The 20,597-nt window shown below is 70.0% G+C and carries 18 protein-coding genes; 8 read left to right on the top strand and 10 right to left on the bottom strand.

Annotated elements, in window-relative coordinates:
* The first annotated feature begins 76 nt into the window (after positions 1–76).
* The gene (locus tag C1I89_RS02550) at positions 77–1,387 is read left to right on the top strand and encodes a ferredoxin reductase family protein (protein ID WP_102771227.1); all 1,311 of its coding nucleotides are present in this window, start codon (positions 77–79) and stop codon (positions 1,385–1,387) included.
* Here the strand turns inward: C1I89_RS02550 and C1I89_RS02545 are convergent, their stop codons facing one another.
* Together C1I89_RS02545 and C1I89_RS02540 are read right to left on the bottom strand one after the other, a co-directional pair.
* Positions 1,388–3,028, bottom strand: coding sequence for a mucoidy inhibitor MuiA family protein (locus C1I89_RS02545; protein ID WP_258231316.1), 1,641 nt, complete (start codon positions 3,026–3,028; stop codon positions 1,388–1,390).
* Positions 3,029–3,138: 110 nt separating this feature from the next.
* Positions 3,139–4,035: a LysR family transcriptional regulator gene (locus C1I89_RS02540; RefSeq protein WP_102771226.1), complete on the bottom strand. Its 897-nt coding sequence runs from the start codon at positions 4,033–4,035 to the stop codon at positions 3,139–3,141.
* Positions 4,036–4,162: 127 nt separating this feature from the next.
* On the opposite strand from C1I89_RS02540, the gene C1I89_RS02535 reads away from it, so the two are divergent.
* The 3 genes from C1I89_RS02535 to C1I89_RS02525 all read left to right on the top strand — a co-directional run bounded on the left by C1I89_RS02535 (position 4,163) and on the right by C1I89_RS02525 (position 9,208).
* A complete protein-coding gene (locus C1I89_RS02535) occupies positions 4,163–5,416 on the top strand; it encodes an MFS transporter (RefSeq protein ID WP_102771225.1) in 1,254 nt (417 codons plus the stop codon).
* 62 nt (positions 5,417–5,478) lie between these two features.
* A complete protein-coding gene (locus C1I89_RS02530; protein ID WP_102771224.1) occupies positions 5,479–6,162 on the top strand; it encodes a DUF2325 domain-containing protein in 684 nt (227 codons plus the stop codon).
* Positions 6,163–6,217: 55 nt separating this feature from the next.
* Positions 6,218–9,208 (top strand): PAS domain-containing protein, encoded by a 2,991-nt coding sequence (locus C1I89_RS02525; RefSeq protein WP_102771223.1) that lies wholly within the window; start codon positions 6,218–6,220, stop codon positions 9,206–9,208.
* Here the strand turns inward: C1I89_RS02525 and C1I89_RS02520 are convergent.
* Complete coding sequence (locus C1I89_RS02520; RefSeq protein ID WP_440130611.1) at positions 9,205–10,602, bottom strand: RNA polymerase factor sigma-54; 1,398 nt, start codon at positions 10,600–10,602, stop codon at positions 9,205–9,207. The two genes, C1I89_RS02525 and C1I89_RS02520, sit on opposite strands and share 4 nt — an antisense overlap.
* Positions 10,603–10,795: 193 nt before the next feature.
* Positions 10,796–11,737, bottom strand: a complete 942-nt coding sequence (locus tag C1I89_RS02515) for a sigma-54 interaction domain-containing protein (RefSeq protein WP_258231348.1) — start codon at positions 11,735–11,737, stop codon at positions 10,796–10,798.
* A 238-nt stretch (positions 11,738–11,975) separates the two neighbouring features.
* On the opposite strand from C1I89_RS02515, the gene C1I89_RS02510 reads away from it, so the two are divergent.
* Positions 11,976–13,352: a sigma-54-dependent transcriptional regulator gene (locus C1I89_RS02510; protein ID WP_102771220.1), complete on the top strand. Its 1,377-nt coding sequence runs from the start codon at positions 11,976–11,978 to the stop codon at positions 13,350–13,352.
* Positions 13,353–13,356: 4 nt separating this feature from the next.
* Here C1I89_RS02510 and C1I89_RS02505 read toward each other — a convergent pair whose 3' ends face one another.
* Positions 13,357–13,737, bottom strand: a complete 381-nt coding sequence (locus C1I89_RS02505) for a hypothetical protein (RefSeq protein WP_102771219.1) — start codon at positions 13,735–13,737, stop codon at positions 13,357–13,359.
* A gap of 125 nt (positions 13,738–13,862) precedes the next feature.
* Here C1I89_RS02505 and C1I89_RS02500 point away from each other — a divergent pair, with 125 nt between their 5' ends.
* The 3 genes from C1I89_RS02500 to C1I89_RS02490 all read left to right on the top strand — a co-directional run bounded on the left by C1I89_RS02500 (position 13,863) and on the right by C1I89_RS02490 (position 15,329).
* On the top strand, positions 13,863–14,081 hold the full coding sequence (locus C1I89_RS02500) for a hypothetical protein (RefSeq protein WP_102771218.1): 219 nt from the start codon (positions 13,863–13,865) through the stop codon (positions 14,079–14,081).
* Positions 14,082–14,151: 70 nt separating this feature from the next.
* Entirely contained in the window at positions 14,152–14,724 is a 573-nt protein-coding gene (locus C1I89_RS02495; RefSeq protein ID WP_102771217.1) for a hypothetical protein, read from the top strand.
* Entirely contained in the window at positions 14,721–15,329 is a 609-nt protein-coding gene (locus tag C1I89_RS02490; RefSeq protein WP_258231314.1) for a DUF4142 domain-containing protein, read from the top strand. The genes C1I89_RS02495 and C1I89_RS02490 overlap by 4 nt, the downstream gene beginning before the upstream one ends.
* Positions 15,330–15,347: 18 nt before the next feature.
* Here C1I89_RS02490 and C1I89_RS02485 read toward each other — a convergent pair whose 3' ends face one another.
* The 5 genes from C1I89_RS02485 to C1I89_RS02465 form a co-directional block, all read right to left on the bottom strand.
* The gene (locus C1I89_RS02485) at positions 15,348–16,235 is read right to left on the bottom strand and encodes an SDR family oxidoreductase (protein ID WP_102771216.1); all 888 of its coding nucleotides are present in this window, start codon (positions 16,233–16,235) and stop codon (positions 15,348–15,350) included.
* Between the two features lie 62 nt (positions 16,236–16,297).
* Positions 16,298–18,766 (bottom strand): DNA ligase D, encoded by a 2,469-nt coding sequence (ligD, locus tag C1I89_RS02480; protein ID WP_102771215.1) that lies wholly within the window; start codon positions 18,764–18,766, stop codon positions 16,298–16,300.
* A gap of 20 nt (positions 18,767–18,786) precedes the next feature.
* Positions 18,787–19,698, bottom strand: coding sequence for a non-homologous end joining protein Ku (gene ku, locus C1I89_RS02475; protein WP_102771214.1), 912 nt, complete (start codon positions 19,696–19,698; stop codon positions 18,787–18,789).
* 75 nt (positions 19,699–19,773) lie between these two features.
* Positions 19,774–20,115 (bottom strand): DUF883 family protein, encoded by a 342-nt coding sequence (locus C1I89_RS02470; protein WP_102771213.1) that lies wholly within the window; start codon positions 20,113–20,115, stop codon positions 19,774–19,776.
* 74 nt (positions 20,116–20,189) lie between these two features.
* On the bottom strand, positions 20,190–20,519 hold the full coding sequence (locus tag C1I89_RS02465; protein WP_102771212.1) for a four-helix bundle copper-binding protein: 330 nt from the start codon (positions 20,517–20,519) through the stop codon (positions 20,190–20,192).
* Between the last annotated feature and the right edge of the window lie 78 nt (positions 20,520–20,597).

The raw sequence follows: 20,597 nt of genomic DNA, 5'->3' as shown, positions 1-20,597 counted from the left end.
GCGCCGCGCTACCATTGATATAGGGACGCCTTGCCGGTCGGCGGGCGCCCGGACCTTCAAATGGAGCGATGGAACGATGCGACGCATCCTTGCTGCGGTGCTGCTGGTCTGTTTGCTGGCGTGGGCCGGCGCCTATAGCGCGCTGCCCCCCGCCGAACTCAATGTCTGGATCGTGCGCGATCAGCTGATCCTGCTGACCGGGCTTTCCGCTTACGCGGTGATGACGCTCATCATGCTGCTGGCGGTGCGGCCGATGTGGCTGGAGACGCGGCTGGGCGGGCTGGACAAGATGTACCGGCTGCACAAATGGAGCGGCATCCTGGCCACGGCGCTGGCCGCGGCCCACTACCTCATCAAGGTGGGCAAGCCGGTGCTGCTGGCCATGTTCGATCCCGTGCCCAAGACGCCGCGCACGGCCGCCTTGCTGGACATGTTCCGAGGCTCGGCCAAGGACATCGGCGAATGGGCGGTGTGGATACTGGTGGCGCTGGTGCTGCTGACGCTGTGGCGCCGCTTCCCGTATCACATCTGGCGGCAGGTGCACCGGATCTCGGCCGTGATTTTCCTGGTGGTGGCGTTCCATGGCGTGGTGCTGGCGCCGGCGGCATGGTGGAGCCAGCCGGTCGGCTGGCTGCTGGCCGCCTGTACGGCGGTGGGCGGCGTGTGCGCGCTGATGGCGCTGGCCGGGCTGATCGGCCGTTCGCGGCGCTACAAGGGCCAGGTGCTGGCCATCGACGCGCTGTCCGACGACATCCTGTCGCTGACCTGCAGGGTGGAGGGCGACTGGCATCACCGCGCCGGGCAGTTCGCCTTCCTGACAGCGGACCGGCGCGAAGGCGCGCATCCGTTCACGGTGTCGGGCGCCGACGACGGCACGGGCCGCGTGGAGTTCTCGATCAAGGCGCTGGGCGACTACACGCGGCGGCTGCAGAAAAGCCTGAAGGTGGGCCAGGCCGTGACCATAGAGGGGCCTTACGGCTGCTTCGATTTCGAGCGCGACGATGGCCGCCCGCAGATCTGGGTGGCCGCCGGCATCGGCGTCACGCCGTTCATCTCATGGCTGGAGTCGCTGCAGGCCGAGCCGGCCCGCGCGCCGAACGCCACGCTGTATTACTGCGTGCGCAACGCCGACGAGGCGCCGTTCGCCGAACGGCTGAAGACGCTGTGCGCGCACGTTCCCAACGTGACGCTGAAAATCCGCTACAGCGATACCGAACGGCCGCTCAGCGCGGCCGAGCTGGCCGCGGACCACAAGCCGGGCATGCCCTGGCCCAGCGTGTGGTTCTGCGGTCCGATCGGGTTCGCCGACGCGCTCAAGGACGGGCTGCATCGCCGCGGCATGCCGGTGGGCGAGCTGTTCCACCAGGAAGCCTTCCAGATGCGCTGATCAGAGGCCGGACACCTCGACGTCGCCCGGGTAGTCGACCGAGAACTTGAACACGGTTTCGCGCGTCTTGCCCGGTTCGAGTTCCCAGTCCCAGGCGATCCGGCCGTCGGCTTCGCGCTTGATGTCGCGCTCGGCCGGCGACAGCAGCTTGACCGTGATCTTCTCGTTGCGCGAGACCGGCAGGCGGTCCTTGAAGCTGATGCGCTCCTTGGTGGCCTTGTTGTTCTTGACCGTGAACTTGTATTCGTAGGTCACGCGCTGGCCGCTACCCGAAAAGCCGGTGCTCTCGGTATAGCGGTTGACCAGTTCGCGCTTGATCGAGATGCCGTCGTCGGCGCCCAGCGCCAGGTCCATCTTCTCGCCCGGCATCACCGCCTTGAGCCGGCCGGCGGCCACGAAAGCGTCGTCCAGGTAGGTATTGAGCGGCCCGGCCAGGAACGGGAAGGCGGTGTCGTTGCTGGCCTGCGCGGTCAGGTAGGCGGTTTCGCGCAGCGCGGGGGTGGACTGGTATTGCAGCGTGGCCGGCAGCTTGGCGGCGGCGATGGCCACGCGCTGGGTGGTGTTGTCCGAAGGCAGCGTGGCGGGGTTCTTGATCTGGAACGAGGCGCTGGTGGCTTCGTTCTGCACCTGCGCGGTGACGACCTCCACGGGCCGGGGCGCGGGCCTGGCCAGGGTGTAGGCGGCGTCCTCCATCGGCGCGCCGCTGCGCGCGCGGCTCTCGGCCGCGATCTCGGCCTGCTTGCGGGCCGTGGGCGCGGGCGGAGGCGGCGGGGCGGCCACGTCGACGATCCAGGGCTGCAGCGCCGGCGCGCCGCCGCCCAGCGAGGGGCGCGCGGTGGACAGGGTGAGCTTGACGTTGTTCCAGTCCTCGCCGGTGTTCTGGCGGATCACGCCGAAATATCCCAGGTCCACGCTGCGCTCGGCCAGGCGCAGGCGCGCGTCGTACGCCGGCGTCCAGTGGGCGCCGCCCACGGCGTAGGTCAGGTTCAGGTCGACCTTGCCGGCGCGCGCCAGGTTCACGCGCAGCGTGACGGTCTTGCTGCGCCGGGCCTGCGTGTCCTGCAGCCGGGCCAGCTGGTTGCGCAAGGCTTCGATGTCGCGCTCCAGCGCCGCCTTGCGCTCGCCCACCTGGCGCAGCGCGGCCAGCGTACGGGCAAGCGAGTCCGCGCTGAGCGACTGGATGGCCTTCAATTCTTCCAGCGTCGGACGCGCGCCGTCCTTGCCCGGCTCGGTGGCGCCGCGCTGCATCATCAGCACCAGTTCGCGCTGGTTGTCCAGCACCGCGGCCTCGTCCTCAAGCGCGCCATGCCGGCCTTCCAGTTCGCGCAACTGGTCTTCCAGCTGCCTGACGCGGGCGTTGGCGGCGTCGGCCTGGAAGGCGTCGCTGACCTTCACGTCCAGCAACGTGGCCTGGCCGGTGCTGTTGGCGGAGACCTGGACCGAGTTTTCCTGCAGGGATGCGGGCAGCTTTTCCAGCACCAGTTCGTGCTCGCCGGCGGGCAGCTCGGCGCTGCTGGCGCCGCGTGTCACGACCGCGCGGTCCTGGTAGACCGTCACGGCGCCGATGGAAGAGGGCAGCCCGGCGGCCGCGCCCAGGCCGGGAATCGTCGCAATGGCCAGGGCCAGAAGAGTACGTCGCACGGGATCACCTTTATATGGAAGTTCGAAGCGGCGCCGGGCCGCGGACCCGGCGAGCGCGACAATTTACATTGCCCCTCTGGCGCCGGTTTTACAGAAGGTGTCAAAGCACTTCAGGAATCGGGGTGCGCCAGCTCGCGCAGCAGTTCCACCGCGTTGGACGCCGCGGCGGAGCGGTCGTGGCGGCGGTAGGCCATGTCCAGCAGCGCGTGCGGCGCGTCGCCCTTGATCGGACGGTACTCGATGCCTTGCGCGCCCATGTGGCGCATGGCCGCCGGCACCACCGAGATGCCGACCCCGGCCGCGACCAGGCTGACGATGGAGGCCATCTGCGGGGCTTCCTGGATCACGCGCGGCGTGAAGCCGGCGCGCTGGCAGGCCGACTGGATGGCGTCGTACAGGCTTGCGCCGATGGGCCGCGGATACAGCACGAAGTCCTCGTCGGCCAGCGCGGCCATGGGGATGGCGCGCTTGCGCACCAGCCTGTGGTCCGGCGGGAGCGCGACCAGCATGGGCTCGTTGAGCACGCGCTCGGACTCGAACTCCGGGTCGGCGACATAGGGAGGGCGCACGAAGGCCACGTCGACCTCGCCGGCGCGCAGGCTGCGCAGCAGCGACACGCTGGTGCTTTCGGTCAGCGTGATGCGCACGCCGGGATAGCGGTCGCGGTAGGCGCGGATGGCGCGCGGCAGGTAGGGATGGAACACGGCCGAGGCGGTGAAGCCCACGGTGATCGCGCCGCGCTCGCCGCGGCCCAGCCGGCGCGCCGTGTCCACGGCCCGGTCGGCGCCGGCCAGGATGGCGCGCGCGTCTTCCAGGAACTGGGCGCCGGCCTCGGTCAGCGCGATCCCGCGCGGCAGGCGCAGGAACAGCGGCGTGCCGATCTCGCGTTCCAGCTGCTGGATCTGCTGGCTCAGCGGCGGCTGGCCAATGCCCAGCCTGGCGGCCGCGCGGGTGAAATGCAGCTCTTCGGCGACGGCGGTGAAGTAACGCAGGTGGCGCAACTCCATGATGGCGCGGTCCTATCGTTATTAGATATGGTGGGTAGCAGTTTCATATATTGGACGTATGCAAGGGAAAAGTCTATCTTGAATGGGCGCGCCGGTCCTTCCGGCCCGATGTTTTTCGAGAACCCAGATGTCCGCCGCCATACCTTCTCCCGCCGCACCTTCCGATTACCTCGTCCGCGGAACGCCCAGCCTGCACCGCGCCCAGTGGGCCTTGTTCGCCGCCGGGTTCTCCACGTTTTCGCTCTTGTATTGCGTGCAGCCGCTGATGCCGCTGTTCACCCACGAATTCGGCGTGTCGCCGGCGCAAAGCAGCCTGGTGCTGTCGCTGTGCACGGGACTGCTGGCCGCGGCCATTTTCCTGGTGGGCCTGTTTTCGCAGTCGCTGCCACGCAAGCGCGTCATGACGCTGTCGCTGGCGGCCTCGGCGCTGCTGGGCACGGTCGCGGCGGTGGCGCCGGACTGGCACAGCCTGCTGGCGCTGCGCGCGCTGCAGGGCGTGGCGATGGGCGGGGTGCCGGCGGTCGCGATGGCCTATCTGGCCGAAGAAGTCGAACCGGAGACGCTGGGCCTGGCGATGGGGCTGTATATCAGCGGCAGCGCCTTCGGCGGGCTGTCGGGCCGGGTCATCACCGGGCTGGTGGCCGACCATTTCGGCTGGCGCGCGGCGCTGGGCACGCTGGGCGTGCTGGGCATGGCGGCCGCGCTGCTGTTCGCCTGGCTGCTGCCGGCTTCACGCCGCTTCAGCGCGCAGCGCGGGCGCGGCTGGGCCGGCGTCTGGGCCGACGTGCGCGCCGGCGTGGGCGCCCACCTCCGGAACGGCCCGTTGTGCGCGCTGTTCGCGCTGGGCGGCCTGCTGATGGGCGCCTTCGTCACCGTCTACAACTATGTCGGCTTCCGGCTGCTGCAGCCGCCGTTTTCGCTGAGCCAGACCTTCATCGGCTCGATCTTCGTGGTCTACCTGGTGGGCATCTTCGCCTCCACCTATTGCGGCCGGCTGGCCGACCGCCACGGCCGCGGCCTCATGCTGTGCGCGGCCACCGGCCTGGCCCTGGCCGGGCTGCTGTTGACGCTGTCGGACTCGCTGCCCGTGCTGATCGCCGGCATCGTGGTGTTCACGTTCGGCTTTTTCGCCGCCCACGCGGTGGCCAGCGGCTGGGTAGGGCAGATGGCCCGGGGCTACAAGGCGCTGGCGGCGGCGCTGTACCTGCTGGTGTACTACGTGGGCTCCAGCGTGCTGGGCTCCCTGGGCGGACACTTCTGGGCCGACGGCGCCTGGGGCGGGGTGGCGGCGATGACCGGCGGGCTGCTGGCGCTGGCGCTGGCGATCAGCGCCGGCCTGTACCGGCGCGCCGCTCGAGCGGCCGCCTTGCAGCAGGCATAGCACAAAAGCGATTAATTCTCATTTAAACTCGTGGCTCGATGCATTCCGATCCGAGAGCCGCGATGCCTGATTCCATCTCCGATTGCCAGACCCTGCGGCGCGAACACGCCGCGCTGTTGGCCGCCTACGGCCAGGCCCAGTCCCATTGCAGCCGCCTGTTGACCGCGCAGGCGGCGCGCATACTCCACCTCGAAGCCGAAACCATGCGGCTGCGCGCCGCCGTCATCGTGCGCGACACGGCGCTGGCCTGGGCGCGCCAGGACCGCGAGGCGCTGGAGCTATCGGCGCCCGGGCTGCCCAGACGCGCGGCGCTGGCGCGCACCGTGACCCAGCTGATCGAACGCATCCGCACGCTGTCGCGCGAACGGCTGGCCTGGCAGAGCCAATGCGGCGGCGCGCGGCCGCCCGCCGCCGCCGGCATGCCGGCGGCGATGGCGTTGCAGCGCAAGTCCGTGCTGTGCGTGGGCGCCGACGCCGTGGCCCTGGCGCTCACGCGCAAGGTGGTGGAGACGGCCGGCGGACGCTACCTGGGCCATAGCGGCGACGCGCACAGCGCCGAGGCGCTGGAAGCCAGCCTGGTGCAGGCCGATCTGGTCATCTGCCAGACCGGCTGCGTCAGCCACGGGGCTTACTGGCGCGTGAAGAACCATTGCACCCGCACGGGCAAGCAGTGCGTGCTGGTCGACAAGCCGGAAGCCTTGAGCGCGCTGCGGCTGGACAGGGAACCGTTGCGTCGAGTTACCTAGCGTTTCGGCAGCCCGGCGTCCCCCGCAATACAGTCTTGGTGGTGGGGGAGCCTAAATGCTGACCAAGCGAGACCGCGTCGCGCTGCCCTGGACGGACACCCTGGCCCGTCTGGAGGATGAGCGCATCATGCTCGAACGCATCGCCGCCGGCGTGCCGCTGGCGCAGGTGCTGGAGCACGTCCTGCACGCCATCGAGGCGCAATCCAGCGTGGAGCTGCGGACTTCCATCGCGATGTTCGACGAAGCCGCGGGCTGCCTGCGGCACGGCGCGGCGCCCAGCCTGCCGCCCGCGTTCAACGCCGCCGTCGACGGCGCGGCCATCGGCCCGGACATGGCGTCGTGGGGCGCGGCCGCGCACTCCGGCTGCCCGGTCTATGTCGAGGACATCGCCACAAGCCCGATCTGGGCGCGCTGGCGCGACCTGGCGCTGGCCAACGGGCTGCGGGCCTGCTGGTCCACTCCGATCAAGGCGCCCGACGGCCGGCTGCTGGGGGTGTTCTCCAATTACTACGGCGCGCCGCGCGCGCCGTCGGCGCACGATATCGACGCCATCGCGCTGGTGACGCGCAGCGCCGCGCTGGCCATCGAACGCCACCTGACCGAATCCGCGCTGCGCCGCAGCGGCCAACGCTGGCGCGCCATGTTCGAAGGCATGCAGGAGGCCTTCTTCCTCAGCGAAGCCCTGCGCGACGAGAACGGGCGCATCGTCGACTTCCGCTTCCTGGAGGTCAACCCGGCTTTCGAGCGCCAGAGCGGCATGCAGGAGGGCGACACGCTGGGCCACACCCTGCGCGAGATGATCCCGGGCGTGCCGGGACAGATCATGGACACCTTCGCGCGGGTGGTGGAAACCGGCGAAGCGGCGCAGTTCGAGTTCGCCGTATCCACACCCCGGCAGGCCTGGTACGAGGCGCGCGTGCGCAAGGTGGAAGCGGACCGCATCATGGCGCTGTTTCTGGACGTCACGGCGCGCAAGGCGGCCGAAGGCGAGTTGTGGGAAGGGCAGCACCGCAAGAACCTGCTGCTGGCGCTGGGCGACCGCATGCGGGAACTGCATCTGCAGTCCGCCATCGAACAGGCGGCCTGCGAAAGCCTGGGCCAGCACCTGGCGCTGGGGCTGGTCGCGGTGCTGGACGGGGCCGGCGGCGAGACGCCGCCCACGCTGTCGGCCTGCTGGCGCTCGGCCGCCGACAGCGAAAACCTGGAGCCGCTGCAACTGGACCGCCTGGGCGACGAATACTACGCCGCCCTGGCGCACGGGCGCACCACCTATCTGCAGCCTCTGCTGGCGCAGGTCCAGGGCGATATCCGGCCGTGGGCCATCGTGGTGCCGACCCGCCGCTGGGGCCGGCCGGACGCGGCGCTGCTGGCGCGCCCGCAGGCCGGCAGCCGGTTGCGCCACGCCGACATCGCGTTCATCGAAGAAGTGGTCGAGCGCATGTGCGGTGCGGTCGAGCGTTCGCAGTACGCGCGCGTGCTGGAACAGCGCGTGGAAGACGCGATCGCCGAGCGCGACCGCATCTGGCGGCTGTCGCCGGAACTGCTGGCGGTGGTCGACCGGCAGGGCCGCTTCGTCAGCGTCAATCCGGCGGTGCGCACGATCCTCGGCTGGAGCGCGGAGCAGTTTCTGTCCATGAGCCTGCCTGAGCTGATCCATTCCGAAGACCTGGCGGCCACGCTGGCGGCCTGGGTCCGGCCGGCCGACGGCGAGCCGGCGCAGACCGTGCGGCACCTGGAGAACCGCGTGCTCAAGCGCGACGGCGGCCATTGCTGGATCACGTGGAGCATGTCCTGGTCGAACGACAGCCTGTACATGGCGGGCCGCGACGACACCGACCTGAAGCTGCAGGCCGAGGCCCTGCGCGAAGCCGAGACCGCCTTGCGCCAATCGCAGAAGATGGAGGCGGTGGGCCGCCTGACCGGCGGCATCGCCCACGATTTCAACAACATGCTGCAAGGCATCAGCGGCGCCCTGTACCTGATCGAGCGCAAGCTCGGCGCGGGCACGCCGGAACAGGCGCTGCGCTTCGTCGCGGTGGCGATGGATTCTGCCAATCGCGCGGCCCATCTGACCCAGCGCCTGCTGACGTTTTCGCGCCGCCAGCCGATAGACCCCAAGCCGTTCAGCGTGGCGTCGGCGCTGCAGTCCATGGCCGATCTGTTCCGCCGCTACACGGGCGAACGGGTACGGCTCACCTTCGACGTGGAGCCCGGCCTGTGGACCGTGTGCTGCGACAAGAACCAGTTCGAGAACGCCATGCTGAACCTGGTCATCAACGCGCGCGACGCCATGCCGCAAGGCGGCGTACTGACGGTGGCCGCGCGCAACCTGCGGGGCGACGAACCGTCGCTGCGGCAGGCGCTGGAAGTGCAGCCGGGGCCATTCGTGGAAGTGGCGGTCTCCGACGAGGGCTGCGGCATGACGCCGGAAGTGCTGTCGCACGCCTTCGATCCGTTCTACACCACCAAGCCGCAGGGAGAGGGCACCGGGCTGGGCCTGTCGATGATCTACGGCTTAGCCCGGCAGGCCGGCGGCGCGGCGACGCTGCAAAGCGCGCTGGGCCAGGGCACCACAGTGCGGCTGCTGCTGCCGCGCCATGAAGGCGCGGAGGAATGCGCGCCGCGGCGCGCGGCGCCCACGGAGCCGGCGCCGCCGCTGAAGTGCAAGGCGGTAGTGGTCGTGGTGGAGGACGACGCCAACGTGCGCGACATGGTGCATGAATGCCTGGTGGAGCAGGGCCTGCAGGTGCATACCGCGGCCGACGGCGAGGCCGGCCTGGAACTGGTGCTGTCCACGCGCGACATCGACCTGCTGGTGACCGACGTGGGCCTGCCGGGGCTGAACGGGCGGCAGCTGGCCGACGCGGCGCGCGCGGCCTATCCCGACCTGAAGGTGCTGCTGATGACCGGCTACGCCGGCAAGGCCGGACGCAACGGCGACCTGCTGGAGCGCGGCATCGAACTGATCGTCAAGCCGTTCTCGCTGGCCACGCTGGGCGAACGTGTGCAGCGCATGCTCCAGACCGCGGGAGCGCCCGGCGCCTAATGCTGGCGCCGCAGCTCGGCCGGCGGCACGCGCAACTGGCCGCGGTACTTCGATACCGTGCGGCGCGCCAGCAGGATGCCGTTGGCGGCCAGTTGCTGGGTCAGCGCCACGTCCGACAGCGGCATGGCCGGGTCCTCGGCCTCGACCATTTCCTTGATCAGGGCGCGCACCGCGGCCGCCGAGCAGGAGCCGCCCGATTCGGTGGCCAGCTCGCGCGAGAAGAAGTGGCGGAACTCGAACACGCCGCGCGGCGTCACCATGTATTTGCCCACGGTGGCGCGCGATACCGTGGACTCGTGCATGTCCAGGTCGTCGGCCACTTCGCGCAGCATCAGCGGGCGCAGGGCCACGTCGCCGTACTCGAAAAAGGTCTGCTGGCGCTTGACGATGGCCTCGGCCACGCGCTGGATGGTGGTATAGCGCTGCTCGACGTTGCGCACCAGCCAGCGGGCCTCCTGCAGTTCCTGGGCCATGGGGCTGCGGTCGTCGAGGCGGGCGCGCCGGAACAGGTCGGCGTAGGTGCGGTGCAGCCGGGCCTGGGGCATGGCGTTGCGGTTGGGCAGCACGCGCCAGCGCGCCTGCCATTTGTCCACGAACACGTCCGGAATCACATAGGCCGGCGCCTCGGCGCTGTAGCGCGCGCCGGGCTTGGGGTCCAGGCTGCGGATCAGCGCGCAGGCCTGGCGCAGCGCGTCCTCGGTGCAGCCCAGGGCGCGCCGCAGGCCGGCGCTGTCGTTCTTGGCCAGGCGCGGCAGATGCCGCAGCACGATGTCGCGGGCCAGCGCAAGCGTCTCCGGCGCGGCCTCCGTGTCGGCGGCCAGCTGCAGCATCAGGCATTCGGACAGATCGCGCGCCGCCAGGCCGGGCGCGTCGAGCTGCTGGACCAGGCGCAGCGCCATCATCCATTCGGTCTCTTCGGGCGGCGGATCGAACTCGCCCTGGGAATTGCCGCAAAGCTCGCACAGGGAGGTGCGCAGATAGCCGTCGTCGTCCAGCGCGTCGATGATGAACTCCGCCAGCAGGCGGTCGCGCGGCTTCAGGTGGTAGTTGCCCAGTTCCTGCGACAGGCGCTGGTGCATGGACGGCGTGGCGCAGACCCATTGGGCCTGGTCGATCGCGCCGTCGCCGGCGGCGCGGGTGGGATAGTCTCCCGAATAGGAAGGAGCATCGGGCGGCGGCTGGTCGGCGTCGGAAGCCGGCGCCGGCGCTTCGGGCGCAGGGGCTTCGTGGGCGGCGTGCGCCTGCGGGGCAGGCGCCGGCGCGCCGTCCTGTTCGTCCTCGGGATTTTCCAGGAACGGGTTGGTGGCCAGCGCGTGTTCCACCGCGGTGGTGAATTCCAAGGCTGTCATCTGCAGCAGCTTGACCGATTGCTGCAGGCGGGGCGCCAGAGTCATTTGCTGGCGCAGGCGCAATTCTTGCGTAGGGTAGCCCAATCGAGACTCCAGGATGAGGGCCGCCGGACGGCAGCGCACCCTGGTATACATGCAAATTCCGTGCCAGCCGCGGCGGCGGGCGGGCAGGCGGCCCGCACGCGCCGCGCAGGGCCGGTATTACAAAGCCGCGGTAAGAATTGCCCAGCCGGCCGGTTCAGCTTTCGCCTACGTCCAGGCCGTAGGCGTCGAGCCGGTTGTAAAGGGTCTTGAGGCTGATGCCCAGTGTCTGCGCAGCCAGCCGCTTGTCGCCCTCGTGGTGGGCCAGCGTGGCCAGGATGTACTCGCGCTGGGCGCGTTCCAGCGGCATGCCGACGGGCAGACATAGCGTGCCGTCGCGCAGCTCGCCGCGAGGCACGTCGCGCGCCCGCGCCAGCGCGCTGGCGTCGAGTTCGGCGTCGGCCAGGATATAGGCGCGCTGCACCGTGTTGCGCAGCTCGCGCACATTGCCCGGCCAATCGTGCTGCGCAATCGCCTCCTGCATGGCGCGGGAGAAGGCTTTTTGCGTGCCGTGCTCGCGGTTCAGCGCGTCCAGGAAGCGCTGGGCCAGTATCCGCGCGTCGTCGCCGCGCTCGCGCAAGGGAGGCACGCGCAGCGGCACCACCAGCAGCCGGTGCAGGAAATCCTGCCGCAGCCGGCCTTCCGCCACGGCGGCCTGCGGGTCGCGGTTGCTGGCGCAGATGACGCGCACGTTGGCGCGCAGCAGGTCGGCCCCGCCGACACGCTGGTACGTGCCCGATTCCAGCACCCGCAGGAAGTGCACCTGCATGTCCGGCGGCATTTCGGTCACTTCGTCCAGGAACAGCGTGCCGCCGCTGGCGTACTCGAAATAGCCGGCGTTCTGCGCCACCGCGCCGGTGAAGCTGCCTTTTTCGTGGCCGAACAATTCGGCATGCGCCAGCGTGCCGCTGATGGCGCCGCAATTGACGGCCACGAACGGCTGGTCGCGGCGGTCGCTGGTTTCATGGATGGCGCGCGCGACGATTTCCTTGCCGGTGCCGCTTTCTCCCACAATGAAGACGCTGGCGTCGGTGGCGGCCGCCAGCCGGAGCTGGGAGGCCAGTTTCTGCATCGCCGGCGAAAGGCCGTCGGCGTCCATCAGCGCCGAAGGGGAGGCGGCGGCGGCATCGCGCGCGGCGGCATTGACAGTGCGATTGGCCATGCGGATTCCTTGGCCCGGGCGCGGGCCGTTGTCCAGATTGCATCGTAGAGGGCGGCCGCGGCGGCGTATGCGACCAGTTGCAAGTATTCGAAAACGTTGATGGAAAGTATCCAATATTTACCCATCGCGCGACGCCAGCCGCTATGCTGAACCGTGGCTCAACAAGGAGCAGGGAATGCCCCATTTGCTGATCGTCGACGACGACGCCGCGATACGCGAAACGCTGGCCGAAATAGGCCGGGAGAGCGGTTTTTCGGTGGCGCTGGCCGCGAGCATCAAGGATGCGATGATCCAACTCGAACGGCAGGCGCCCGATCTGGTCCTGACCGACGTCCGCCTGCCCGAGGGCAGCGGCATGGACATCTTCAAGAACGCGGCCGCGGCCAGCGCCGAGGTCGTGGTGATGACCGGCCACGGCACGGTGGACAACGCCGTGCAGGCGCTGCGGCTGGGCGCCACCGACTACCTGGTCAAGCCCATCTGCATGGAGCGGCTGAACGATATCCTCACGCGCATCGCCGCGGGCGCGGGCGGCGACCTGGCCGGCCAGCCGTTCGAGGAGCCGGGACGTTTCGGCAAGATGTACGGCGCTTCCGAACGGATGCGGGACCTGTACCGCCAGCTGGGACGCGTGGCGCCCACCAACGTCACCACCCTGGTCATCGGCGAAAGCGGCACCGGCAAGGAACTGGCGGCCCACGCCATCCATGAACTCAGCCCGCGCCGGCAGCGGCCCTTCATCGCGGTCAATTGCGGCGCGATTTCGCCCAACCTGATCGAAAGCGAAATGTTCGGCCACGAACGCGGCAGCTTCACCGGCGCCGACCGCCAGCACAAGGGCTACTTCGAGCGCGCCGACGGCGGCACGCTGTTTCTGGACGAAGTGACCGAGATGCCGCTGGACCTGCAGGTCAAGCTGCTGCGCGTGCTGGAGACGGGCCAGTTCATGCGCGTGGGCACCAACCGCGAGATCGCCTGCGATATCCGCATCGTGGCCGCCACCAACCGCAATCCCGAACAGGCGGTGCGCGAAGGCAAGCTGCGCGAGGATCTGTATTACCGGCTCAGCGTGTTCCCGGTGGAGCTGCCGCCGCTGCGCGAGCGCGGTGACGACATCCTGCTGCTGGCGCGGCGCTTTCTCGCCACGCAGAACCAGGAGTCGGGCACCAGCAAGGATTTTTCCCCGGCCGCGCTGCAACGGCTGCAGCAGTACGAATGGCCGGGCAACGTGCGCGAGCTGAAGAACTTCGTGCGCCGCGCCTTCATCATGGCCGACGGCAATGTGCTGGAGGCCGACATGCTGGCGCCGCAGGTGTCTCCGTCGGGCGCCTCGGCCACGGGCGGGCGCGTCAGCGTGCCGGTGGGCGAGACGCTGGCCGAGGTGGACCGGCGGCTCATCCTGGCCACGCTGGAGCGCTGCAACGGCGTCAAGAAGCAGACGGCGGCGATGCTGGGCATCAGCCCCAAGACCCTGTACAACCGGCTCGAAGAATACGCCGCGGCGGGCTATGTGCTGCCGGGCGAACCCGGGGCCCGCCCGCCGCGGCGCTAAGGCCTTATTTGCCGTAGCGGGCCTTCAGGTCCGCGATACAGGCATCCTTGGCGTTGCCCGACATGGCGTCGCATTTCTGCTTGCCGACCTTATAGTCGGCGTCGTTGCGCGTCTTGGCGGCGTCGCGGTTGGCTTCGGCCTTCTGCTTGCCGGCCTTGGCCTCGGCCTTGGCCTTGTCGCGCGAGGCTTCCGCCTCCTGCTGGCAGATGTCCTTCTGGTTGCCCTTCATCGCGTCGCAGCGCTTCTTGTCGAGTTTGTACTGATCGTCGATCTGGTCGTCGCTGCGCACGGCGGCGGCGCCCGACGCGGGCTGCGCCGGCGCCTGGAAGGCGAGCGCGCTCAGGCCCAGGGCCACGGCAGGAAGAACGGCTAGGGACAGTTTCATGGTTGACTCCTCGGGTTGTGGTCCGACCACGCGCGGACCCGGGCGTCGACACGCAAGCGGCGTTCCCGGCGGGCCGGGCATGCGGCTTGCAGACCCGTTCGCGTTGCAGCAAGAGAGGGATCGGCATGGATACCGAACGTAAACGCGACGGCGGCGCGCGCGCCAATACGCCGCAGGACGAGACCGAAGCCGCGCATCGCAGCGGCAAGCTGGGCGCGGACAAGCCGGGCTTCGGCAAGCCGCCGGCGCATCCGGCGCGCCCGGCCGACAAGAAACCGAACGAGAAGGGGCCGGAGTTCGAAGAGGGCGGCCAATACCCGGGCAAGCGTCCCGGCGGCAAATAGGCGGGAGCCGGCGCGCGGGCATGGCGGTTGCTGGGCTAGCCGCAAGCCATTCCCGTACCGGAGGTTTCCCATGGCCTTGATCGTCGCCGCCCGATTCGACACCTTCGACGAGGCCGCCGTGGCGGCCCGTCAGCTCTTCGACCAGGGCTTCACCGAGGACGACATCCATACGTTCTACATCAACACGGCGGGCGAGCACGCGCGGTTTCCCATAGGCGGAGACCGCATCGCCGACCCCGACGCCAAGGGCGGGCACTTCGGCGCCGTGGCCGGCGCTTCCGTGCTGGGCCTGCTGTTCGCGCTGGCCGGCGGGCTGGTGGCGGCGCGGCTGGCCGCCTCCATCCTGGTCGTGATTGCCGCGGCCGGCGTCGGCGCCTACCTGGGCGCGCTGGCCGGCGCGCTATGGGTCGTGGGCCGCGGCCGGCGCGCGCGTCCCGGCGTGCCGGCCGCGCCCGACGAGCATCCGGACCTGAGGCCGGCCGGCGTCATGCTGGCGCTGCACGTCGCGCCGGACCGCGATGCGCTGGCGCGCAGCGTACTGCGGCAGGCCGGCGGCAAGGACATCGAAAGAGCGCAGGGCCGCTGGCTGGAAGGCAAGTGGGAGGACTTCGATCCCCTGACCCCGCCCCGGAGAGCGGCATGAGCGCGCCGCGGATGCGCGCCTGGACCGCGGCGCTGCTGCTGGCCGCGCTGGGGCCGTTGCAGGCGCAGGACCTGCCCGAGGCCGACGCGCGCTTTCTGCAGGCGGCCGCGGGCTCGGGCATGTTCGAGATCGAGGCCGCGAGGCTGGCGCAGCAGCGCGCCGACAGCCGCGCGGTCAAATCCTATGCGGCGCAGATGCTGGAGCAGCATCGCGCCATCGACAAAGAACTGAGGACGCTGGCGCAGCGCAAGCAGGTGACGCTGCCCGACCAGCCGTCCGAGCCGGACCGCAGCACGCTGGAACAACTGCGCAACCGCAGCGGGGCGGACTTCGACGTGGTCTACGCCAAGCGGGCCGCGGTGGACGCGCACGTCATGGCCAACCGCCTGTACGAGACCGCGGCGCGCGAGTCGGAGGACCCGCAGGTGCGCGATTTCGCCACGCGCGTGCTGCCGGTGGTGACCCAGCACCTGGCCATGAGCCGCGAGTTGCAGCAGGGCCGGCCCGCCAACGGCGACAAGATCCAGCCGCCGGTCAAGGGCGAGGCGCCGGCGGTGTCGCCCGCCTCGCGCGACGCGCCGGCCTCGATCGCGCCGCCCAAATGATGGGGCGGCGGCCCGGCATCAGTCGCCGGCGCTGCCGGTGATCGGCAGCACGATGCCGGTGATGTAGCTGGAACAGACCGGCGAGGCCAGGAACACGTAGGCGGGCGAGATTTCCTCGGGCTGCGCCGGGCGTCCGAAATCCGTGTTCTTGCCGAACTCCCGGATGGCCTGCGGACTCTGGTCGGCCGGGTTCAGCGGCGTCCACACCGGACCCGGCGCCACCGCGTTTACGCGTATGCCCTGGCCGGCCAGGTTGGCCGCCAGCGAGCGCGTGAATGCGTGGATCGCGCCCTTGGTGGTGGAATAGTCCAGCAGTCTGGCGCTGCCGCGCAAGCCCGTCACCGAGCCGGTGTTGATGATGGCGGCGCCGGCCTTCAGATGGGGCAGGGCGGAGCGCGCCATGTAGAAATAACCGGTGATGTTGGTGCGCAGCGTCCGGTCCCATTTGTCGTTATCGATCTCCGGCAGCGTATCGGTGTGCTGCTGGTAGGCGGCGTTGTTCACCAGGATGTCCAGCCTGCCGAAGGCCTGCACCGCCTGCTGCACCGCGCTCTCGCAAAAGGCCGGGTCCTGCACGTCGCCGGCGATCAGCACGCAGCGCCTGCCTTCTTCCTGGACTGCGCGGCAGGTGGCTTCGGCGTCTTCGTGTTCGTTCAGGTAGACCAGGGCCACGTCGGCGCCTTCGCGCGCATACAGCACGCAGACCGCGCGGCCGATGCCGGAATCGCCGCCGGTGACGATGGCGGCCATGCCTTCGAGCTTGCCGCTGCCGCGATAGGAAGGGGCCTGGTACTGCGGCTTGAGCGCCATGTCCGCTTCTTCGCCGGGCTTGTCCAGATGCTGGCCGGGCATGGGCGGGGTCGGGTGCGGCCGCGCGCCGGTGTTGTCCTGGGTGGGTTTGCTCATGCGTCTCTCCTGGGTGCGTGTCTGCACCCACCGAGCAATCCGCGTTCCCACGCCGGCCGGCGCTACAGGCCCAGTTTCTTCAGCATGCGCGGGCCCACCGTCTTGCGGGCCGCTTCGTAGCCTTGCCAGGGATCGCCCAGTTCGCGCGCCAGCTCCACCGCGTTGCGGATATTGCAGGCCGCGCCGCGCCAGTCGCGTCCGGATTCCAGCGCGTCCCAGCCCACGGGCAGCGACACCGGCGCGCCGGCGCGGGCGCGCGCCGAGTAGGCCGCGATGGCGGTGGCGCCGTTGCCGTTGCGCAGATAGTCCACGAAGATGCGCCCGTGGCGGCGCACTTTGGACATATTGGAGGTGTAGCGCTCGGGGATGACCCGCGCCAGCTCATCGGCCAGCGCGCGCGCCAGGCCCTTGACCACGTCCCAGGGCTGGGTCGCGCGGATCGGCGCGACCAGGTGCAGGCCCTTGCCGCCGGTGGTCTTCAGGAACGGCGTCAGGCCGATTTCCTGCATCAGGCCGCGCGCCAGCTGCGCGCCTTCGGCGACCGCCTGCCATTGCACGTCGGGACCCGGGTCCAGGTCTATGGTGATGCGGTCCGGCTCGTCGGGCCGCGGCTGGCGCGCGCCCCAGGTATGGAACTCGATGACGCCGCGCTGCACCATGGCCAGCACGCCTTCCAGCGAGCGGATCAGCAGGTGTTCGCCGTCGCGTTCCAGGCCCTCGGGCAGCCGGCCGCTGATGTGCTTCTGGAAAAAGCAGGTGGCGTCGGTGCCGTCCGGGCAGCGCAGCAGCGCGATGCGCCGGCCCCGCAGATGCGGCAGGATCAGCTCGCCGGCCGACTCGTAATAGCGCGCCAGGTCCAGCTTGGTGGTGTCCGGGTCGTGCATGATGACCCGGCCCGGATGCGTGATGCGGACCTGGCCCACCTTGTCGGCGGCCTTGTCCGTCCTGGCGGCGGGGGGCTCGGGCGGGGGGGCTACCCGTTCGCCCTCGACCTCGCTGGCCGGCTTGTCCTCGCGCAGCCCGACGAAGGAAGCCTGGCGCAGCAGCTTGTCCTGGGTGACGCTGGCGTAGCGGATTTCCGCCACGAGTTCCGGCTTGACCCAATGGATTTCGCCCGCGCTCTGCCCGTAGCGCCCGGGGCCGGGCAGCTCGCCCACGAACGGGCTGGCGTCCGTCTCCAGTGCGTGCAGCTTCTTGTAGAGCGAGGCCAGGGTGGCGGCGGTGAAGCCTGTGCCGACGCGGCCCGCGTATTCCAGCTTCCGGCCCTTGCGCAGGCCCACCAGCAGCGCGCCGAAATGCTTGCGCGCGCCGGCCGGCGCGGTGTAGCCGCCGATCACGTATTCCTGGCGCGGCCGGCACTTGAGTTTCAGCCAGGCCGTGCCCCGGCCCGCCACGTAGCGCGAATCCAGGCGCTTGCAGATCAGCCCTTCCAGGCTCAGCCGGCAGGCTTCGGACCAGGCCGCGCGTCCTTCGGTGCCGTCGGCCACCTCCAGGCGCTGCGTCATCTGCAAGGGGACGCCGTCCGGCAGCGCGGCCAGCACCTGCTCCAGGCGCGCCTGGCGCTCGGACAGGGGCAGATCGCGCAGGTCCTCGCCGTCCCAGTAGGGCAGGTCGAAGGCCATGAACGACAGGTCCTGGGTGCGGCCGTCCAGCGCGTTCTGCAGCAGCTGGAAGTCCGATATGCCGCGCTCGTCCAGGCAGACCACCTCGCCGTCGATCCAGCCGTCGGGCAGGTCCAGCGCATCCAGGGCGTCGGCCAGCACGGCCATGCGCGCGGTCCAGTCGATGCCGCTGCGGCTGACCAGGCGCGCGCGTCCGCCGTGCACGCGGCACAGGATGCGATAGCCGTCGTACTTGACCTCGTAGGACCAGCCCGTTCCCTGCGGCGGAGCCTCGACCAGCGTGGCCAGTTGCGGCGCGAGCGTGGCCGGCAGCGCCGCGCGGCGCGTGGCCGGCCGGGCGCTTTTGGTCGTTTTCGTCGTCTTCGCCGCCTTGGCGGGCTTTTTCGCCTCGGCCTTGCGGGCCGCCTCGGCGTCATCGCCTTCGAGCGCCGCCTCGTCGTCCAGCTTGCGCAGCAGCCATTGCTTGTCTTCCTTGCCCAGGCGCAGCAGGGCCCAGGCGCCGTTCAGGGTGCCGCCGTGCAGGGTGAAGCGCAGATGCCCGCGCGCCAGTCCGCGCCTGGGGTCGCCGTCCGGCGTCCAGGTGCCGCGGTCCCAGATGTCCACGTGGCCGGCGCCGTAATGGCCCTTGGGGATGTCGCCCTCGAACTTGCCGTATTCGACCGGGTGGTCCTCGACCTTGATGGCCAGACGCTTGACGTCCGGATCGCGGCTGGGGCCCTTGGGCACGGCCCAGCTCACCAGCACGCCGTCGAGTTCCAGGCGGAAGTCGTAGTGCAGCGCGCGCGCCTCGTGGCGCTGGACCACGAAGGACAGATCGCCGGCGCGGCGCGCGCGCGGCGCCTTGCCGGCAGGCTCGCGGGTGCCGGTGAAGTCGCGCATCCTGCGGTACTGAGCCAGCGGTTCGCTCATGGGAACTCCTTATGACCGGCTCACGCCGCCTTGCGCCTGGCGGACGCGCCGGACTTGGCGGCAGTTTTGGCGGCAGTTTTCTTGGCGGCGGGCTTTTTCTTCGGCGCGGCGCGCTTGGCCGGCGCCTTGCGGGCGCCGCCGCGCTGCTCGATGCTCTGCTTGAGCAGCGACATCAGGTCTATCACCTTGGCCGATTCGCGCGGCGCCTTCGCGCCGTCCTCGGCTTCGGCCAGCACGTGGGTGCGGCCGGCCTTGATCTTCTTCTCGATGGCCGCCAGCAGGTCTTCGCGATAGTCGTCGCGATAGGCCTGCGGGTCCCAGGGGCCGGTCATCTCCTCGACCAGCCGCAACGCCATGTCGCGTTCGCGCGCGGCCGGCGCGGCGGTCTTGCCGGCGGGCAGGTCCAGGTCATCGGCCGACAGGATCTCGCCGGCGTAGCGCAGCGTGATCAGCATCAGGGCGTCGCCCTGCGGCAGCAGCGCGCACAGGTATTGGCGCGTGTGCAGCACCACGCGCGCCAGCCCCAGCCTGCCGGCCTGGCGCAGCACCTCGCGCAACAGCACGTAGCCTTTTTCGCCGCGCCGGTCCGGCGCCAGGTAGTAAGGGGTGTCGTAGTAATAGATCGGCACTTCGGCGGCGTCGACGAAACCCTGGATCTCCACCGTCTGGGTGGCGGCGACGTTGGCGCGCTTGAAGTCCTCGTCGTTCATGTAGACGTATTCGCCTTTTTCGTACTCGTAGCCCTTGACGATGTCTTCCGAGGCGACGGGCTTGCCGGTGCGCTTGTTGATGCGCTGGTAGCCGACGGGCGCGTCGTCGCGCCGGTCTATCCAGTCGAAATCCAGGCGCTGCGGCCGCGTGGCCGCATGCACCACGATGGGCACGTGCACCAGGCCGAACGAGATCGCGCCTTTCCAGATGGTACGCGGCATGGCCGCCTCCAGAGGTCGGGGACGGGATGAGCAGCAAGCCGCATGCCCGGCGCCGGGCATGCGGCCGCGGCCGCGCTACTGGCGGCCGACCACCACGCCGAACAGAAAGGCCGCGCCGGCCACCAGCCCGATCGCCTGCCACGGCCGGGCATGGATGTACTCCTCGGTGCAATCGATGGTTTCGCGCATCAGGTCGCCCGCATTGTCGGAAGCGTCGCGCAGGCTGCGCCGGGTGGCGCGCAGCTGCTCCGACAGCCGCTCGCGCAGCGCCTCCAGATCGGTGGCTTCCTTATCGTTGAGAGTGGCCTCCAGTTCGTCGATCCAGGATTCCGGATGCCGCGCGCGGCGGCGCAGGCTGCTGTTGTCCGGGCCGTTCTCGGGAAAATCGGAGGGCAGGGGGGTGTTGGTAGTGGCCATCGCAAGCTCCTGGCGGTCGGGCTGGAAAAGCGTCTTGCAAGCCGGCCCGGGACGGCGCGCAAGACGGGTCGGGATCAGGGCCCGAGCATGTCGCGGCAGGCCAGCGCGCAGCCCAGGCAGGCGCCGGCGCAGATCTGGCAATGCTGCGCCGGCGACGCCGAACACGCGCGGGCGCAGGCGTCGCAGAGCGGGGCGCACAAGGCGCACAGCCCCTTGGCGAACTCGCCGTCGCGCGCCAGCATGGCCGCGCACAGCCGGCAGACGGCGGCGCAATCCGTGCACAGGCCGATGGCCCGCTGCATGCCGGCGGCGTCTTCCCGCAGGCACATCGCGGCGCACGCGTCGCAGGCCACGGCGCATTCGTAGCAGGCTTGCACACACAGGCCGAAATTTGAGTCTCGCATTGCATCTCCTTGTGAGCCGCCGTGCCTGCCGGCAATCGGCGTGCCCGGCCGGGGCGGGCACATCCGCTTGCAATTTCG

The organism is Achromobacter pulmonis (genome assembly GCF_002885955.2).
In the GTDB taxonomy this organism is placed as follows: Bacteria; Pseudomonadota; Gammaproteobacteria; order Burkholderiales; family Burkholderiaceae_B; genus Achromobacter; species Achromobacter pulmonis_A.
Note: the sequence above shows the minus strand (reverse complement) of the source record. Positions and strands in the feature narration are given on the sequence as shown.

Bases quoted from the DNA above. Each gene is read 5' to 3' on its own strand.
- ku (WP_102771214.1), bottom strand. From the start codon at position 19,698: ATGCCGCGTACCATCTGGAAAGGCGCGATCTCGTTCGGCCTGGTGCAC.
- C1I89_RS02490 (WP_258231314.1), top strand. From the start codon at position 14,721: ATGAGCGCGCCGCGGATGCGCGCCTGGACCGCGGCGCTGCTGCTGGCC.
- C1I89_RS02535 (WP_102771225.1), top strand. From the start codon at position 4,163: ATGTCCGCCGCCATACCTTCTCCCGCCGCACCTTCCGATTACCTCGTC.
- C1I89_RS02515 (WP_258231348.1), bottom strand. From the start codon at position 11,737: ATGGACGCCGACGGCCTTTCGCCGGCGATGCAGAAACTGGCCTCCCAG.
- C1I89_RS02465 (WP_102771212.1), bottom strand. From the start codon at position 20,519: ATGCGAGACTCAAATTTCGGCCTGTGTGTGCAAGCCTGCTACGAATGC.
- C1I89_RS02540 (WP_102771226.1), bottom strand. From the start codon at position 4,035: ATGGAGTTGCGCCACCTGCGTTACTTCACCGCCGTCGCCGAAGAGCTG.
- C1I89_RS02485 (WP_102771216.1), bottom strand. From the start codon at position 16,235: ATGAGCAAACCCACCCAGGACAACACCGGCGCGCGGCCGCACCCGACC.
- C1I89_RS02495 (WP_102771217.1), top strand. From the start codon at position 14,152: ATGGCCTTGATCGTCGCCGCCCGATTCGACACCTTCGACGAGGCCGCC.
- C1I89_RS02530 (WP_102771224.1), top strand. From the start codon at position 5,479: ATGCCTGATTCCATCTCCGATTGCCAGACCCTGCGGCGCGAACACGCC.
- C1I89_RS02510 (WP_102771220.1), top strand. From the start codon at position 11,976: ATGCCCCATTTGCTGATCGTCGACGACGACGCCGCGATACGCGAAACG.
- C1I89_RS02525 (WP_102771223.1), top strand. From the start codon at position 6,218: ATGCTGACCAAGCGAGACCGCGTCGCGCTGCCCTGGACGGACACCCTG.
- C1I89_RS02505 (WP_102771219.1), bottom strand. From the start codon at position 13,737: ATGAAACTGTCCCTAGCCGTTCTTCCTGCCGTGGCCCTGGGCCTGAGC.
- C1I89_RS02470 (WP_102771213.1), bottom strand. From the start codon at position 20,115: ATGGCCACTACCAACACCCCCCTGCCCTCCGATTTTCCCGAGAACGGC.
- ligD (WP_102771215.1), bottom strand. From the start codon at position 18,766: ATGAGCGAACCGCTGGCTCAGTACCGCAGGATGCGCGACTTCACCGGC.
- C1I89_RS02500 (WP_102771218.1), top strand. From the start codon at position 13,863: ATGGATACCGAACGTAAACGCGACGGCGGCGCGCGCGCCAATACGCCG.
- C1I89_RS02550 (WP_102771227.1), top strand. From the start codon at position 77: ATGCGACGCATCCTTGCTGCGGTGCTGCTGGTCTGTTTGCTGGCGTGG.
- C1I89_RS02520 (WP_440130611.1), bottom strand. From the start codon at position 10,602: ATGACTCTGGCGCCCCGCCTGCAGCAATCGGTCAAGCTGCTGCAGATG.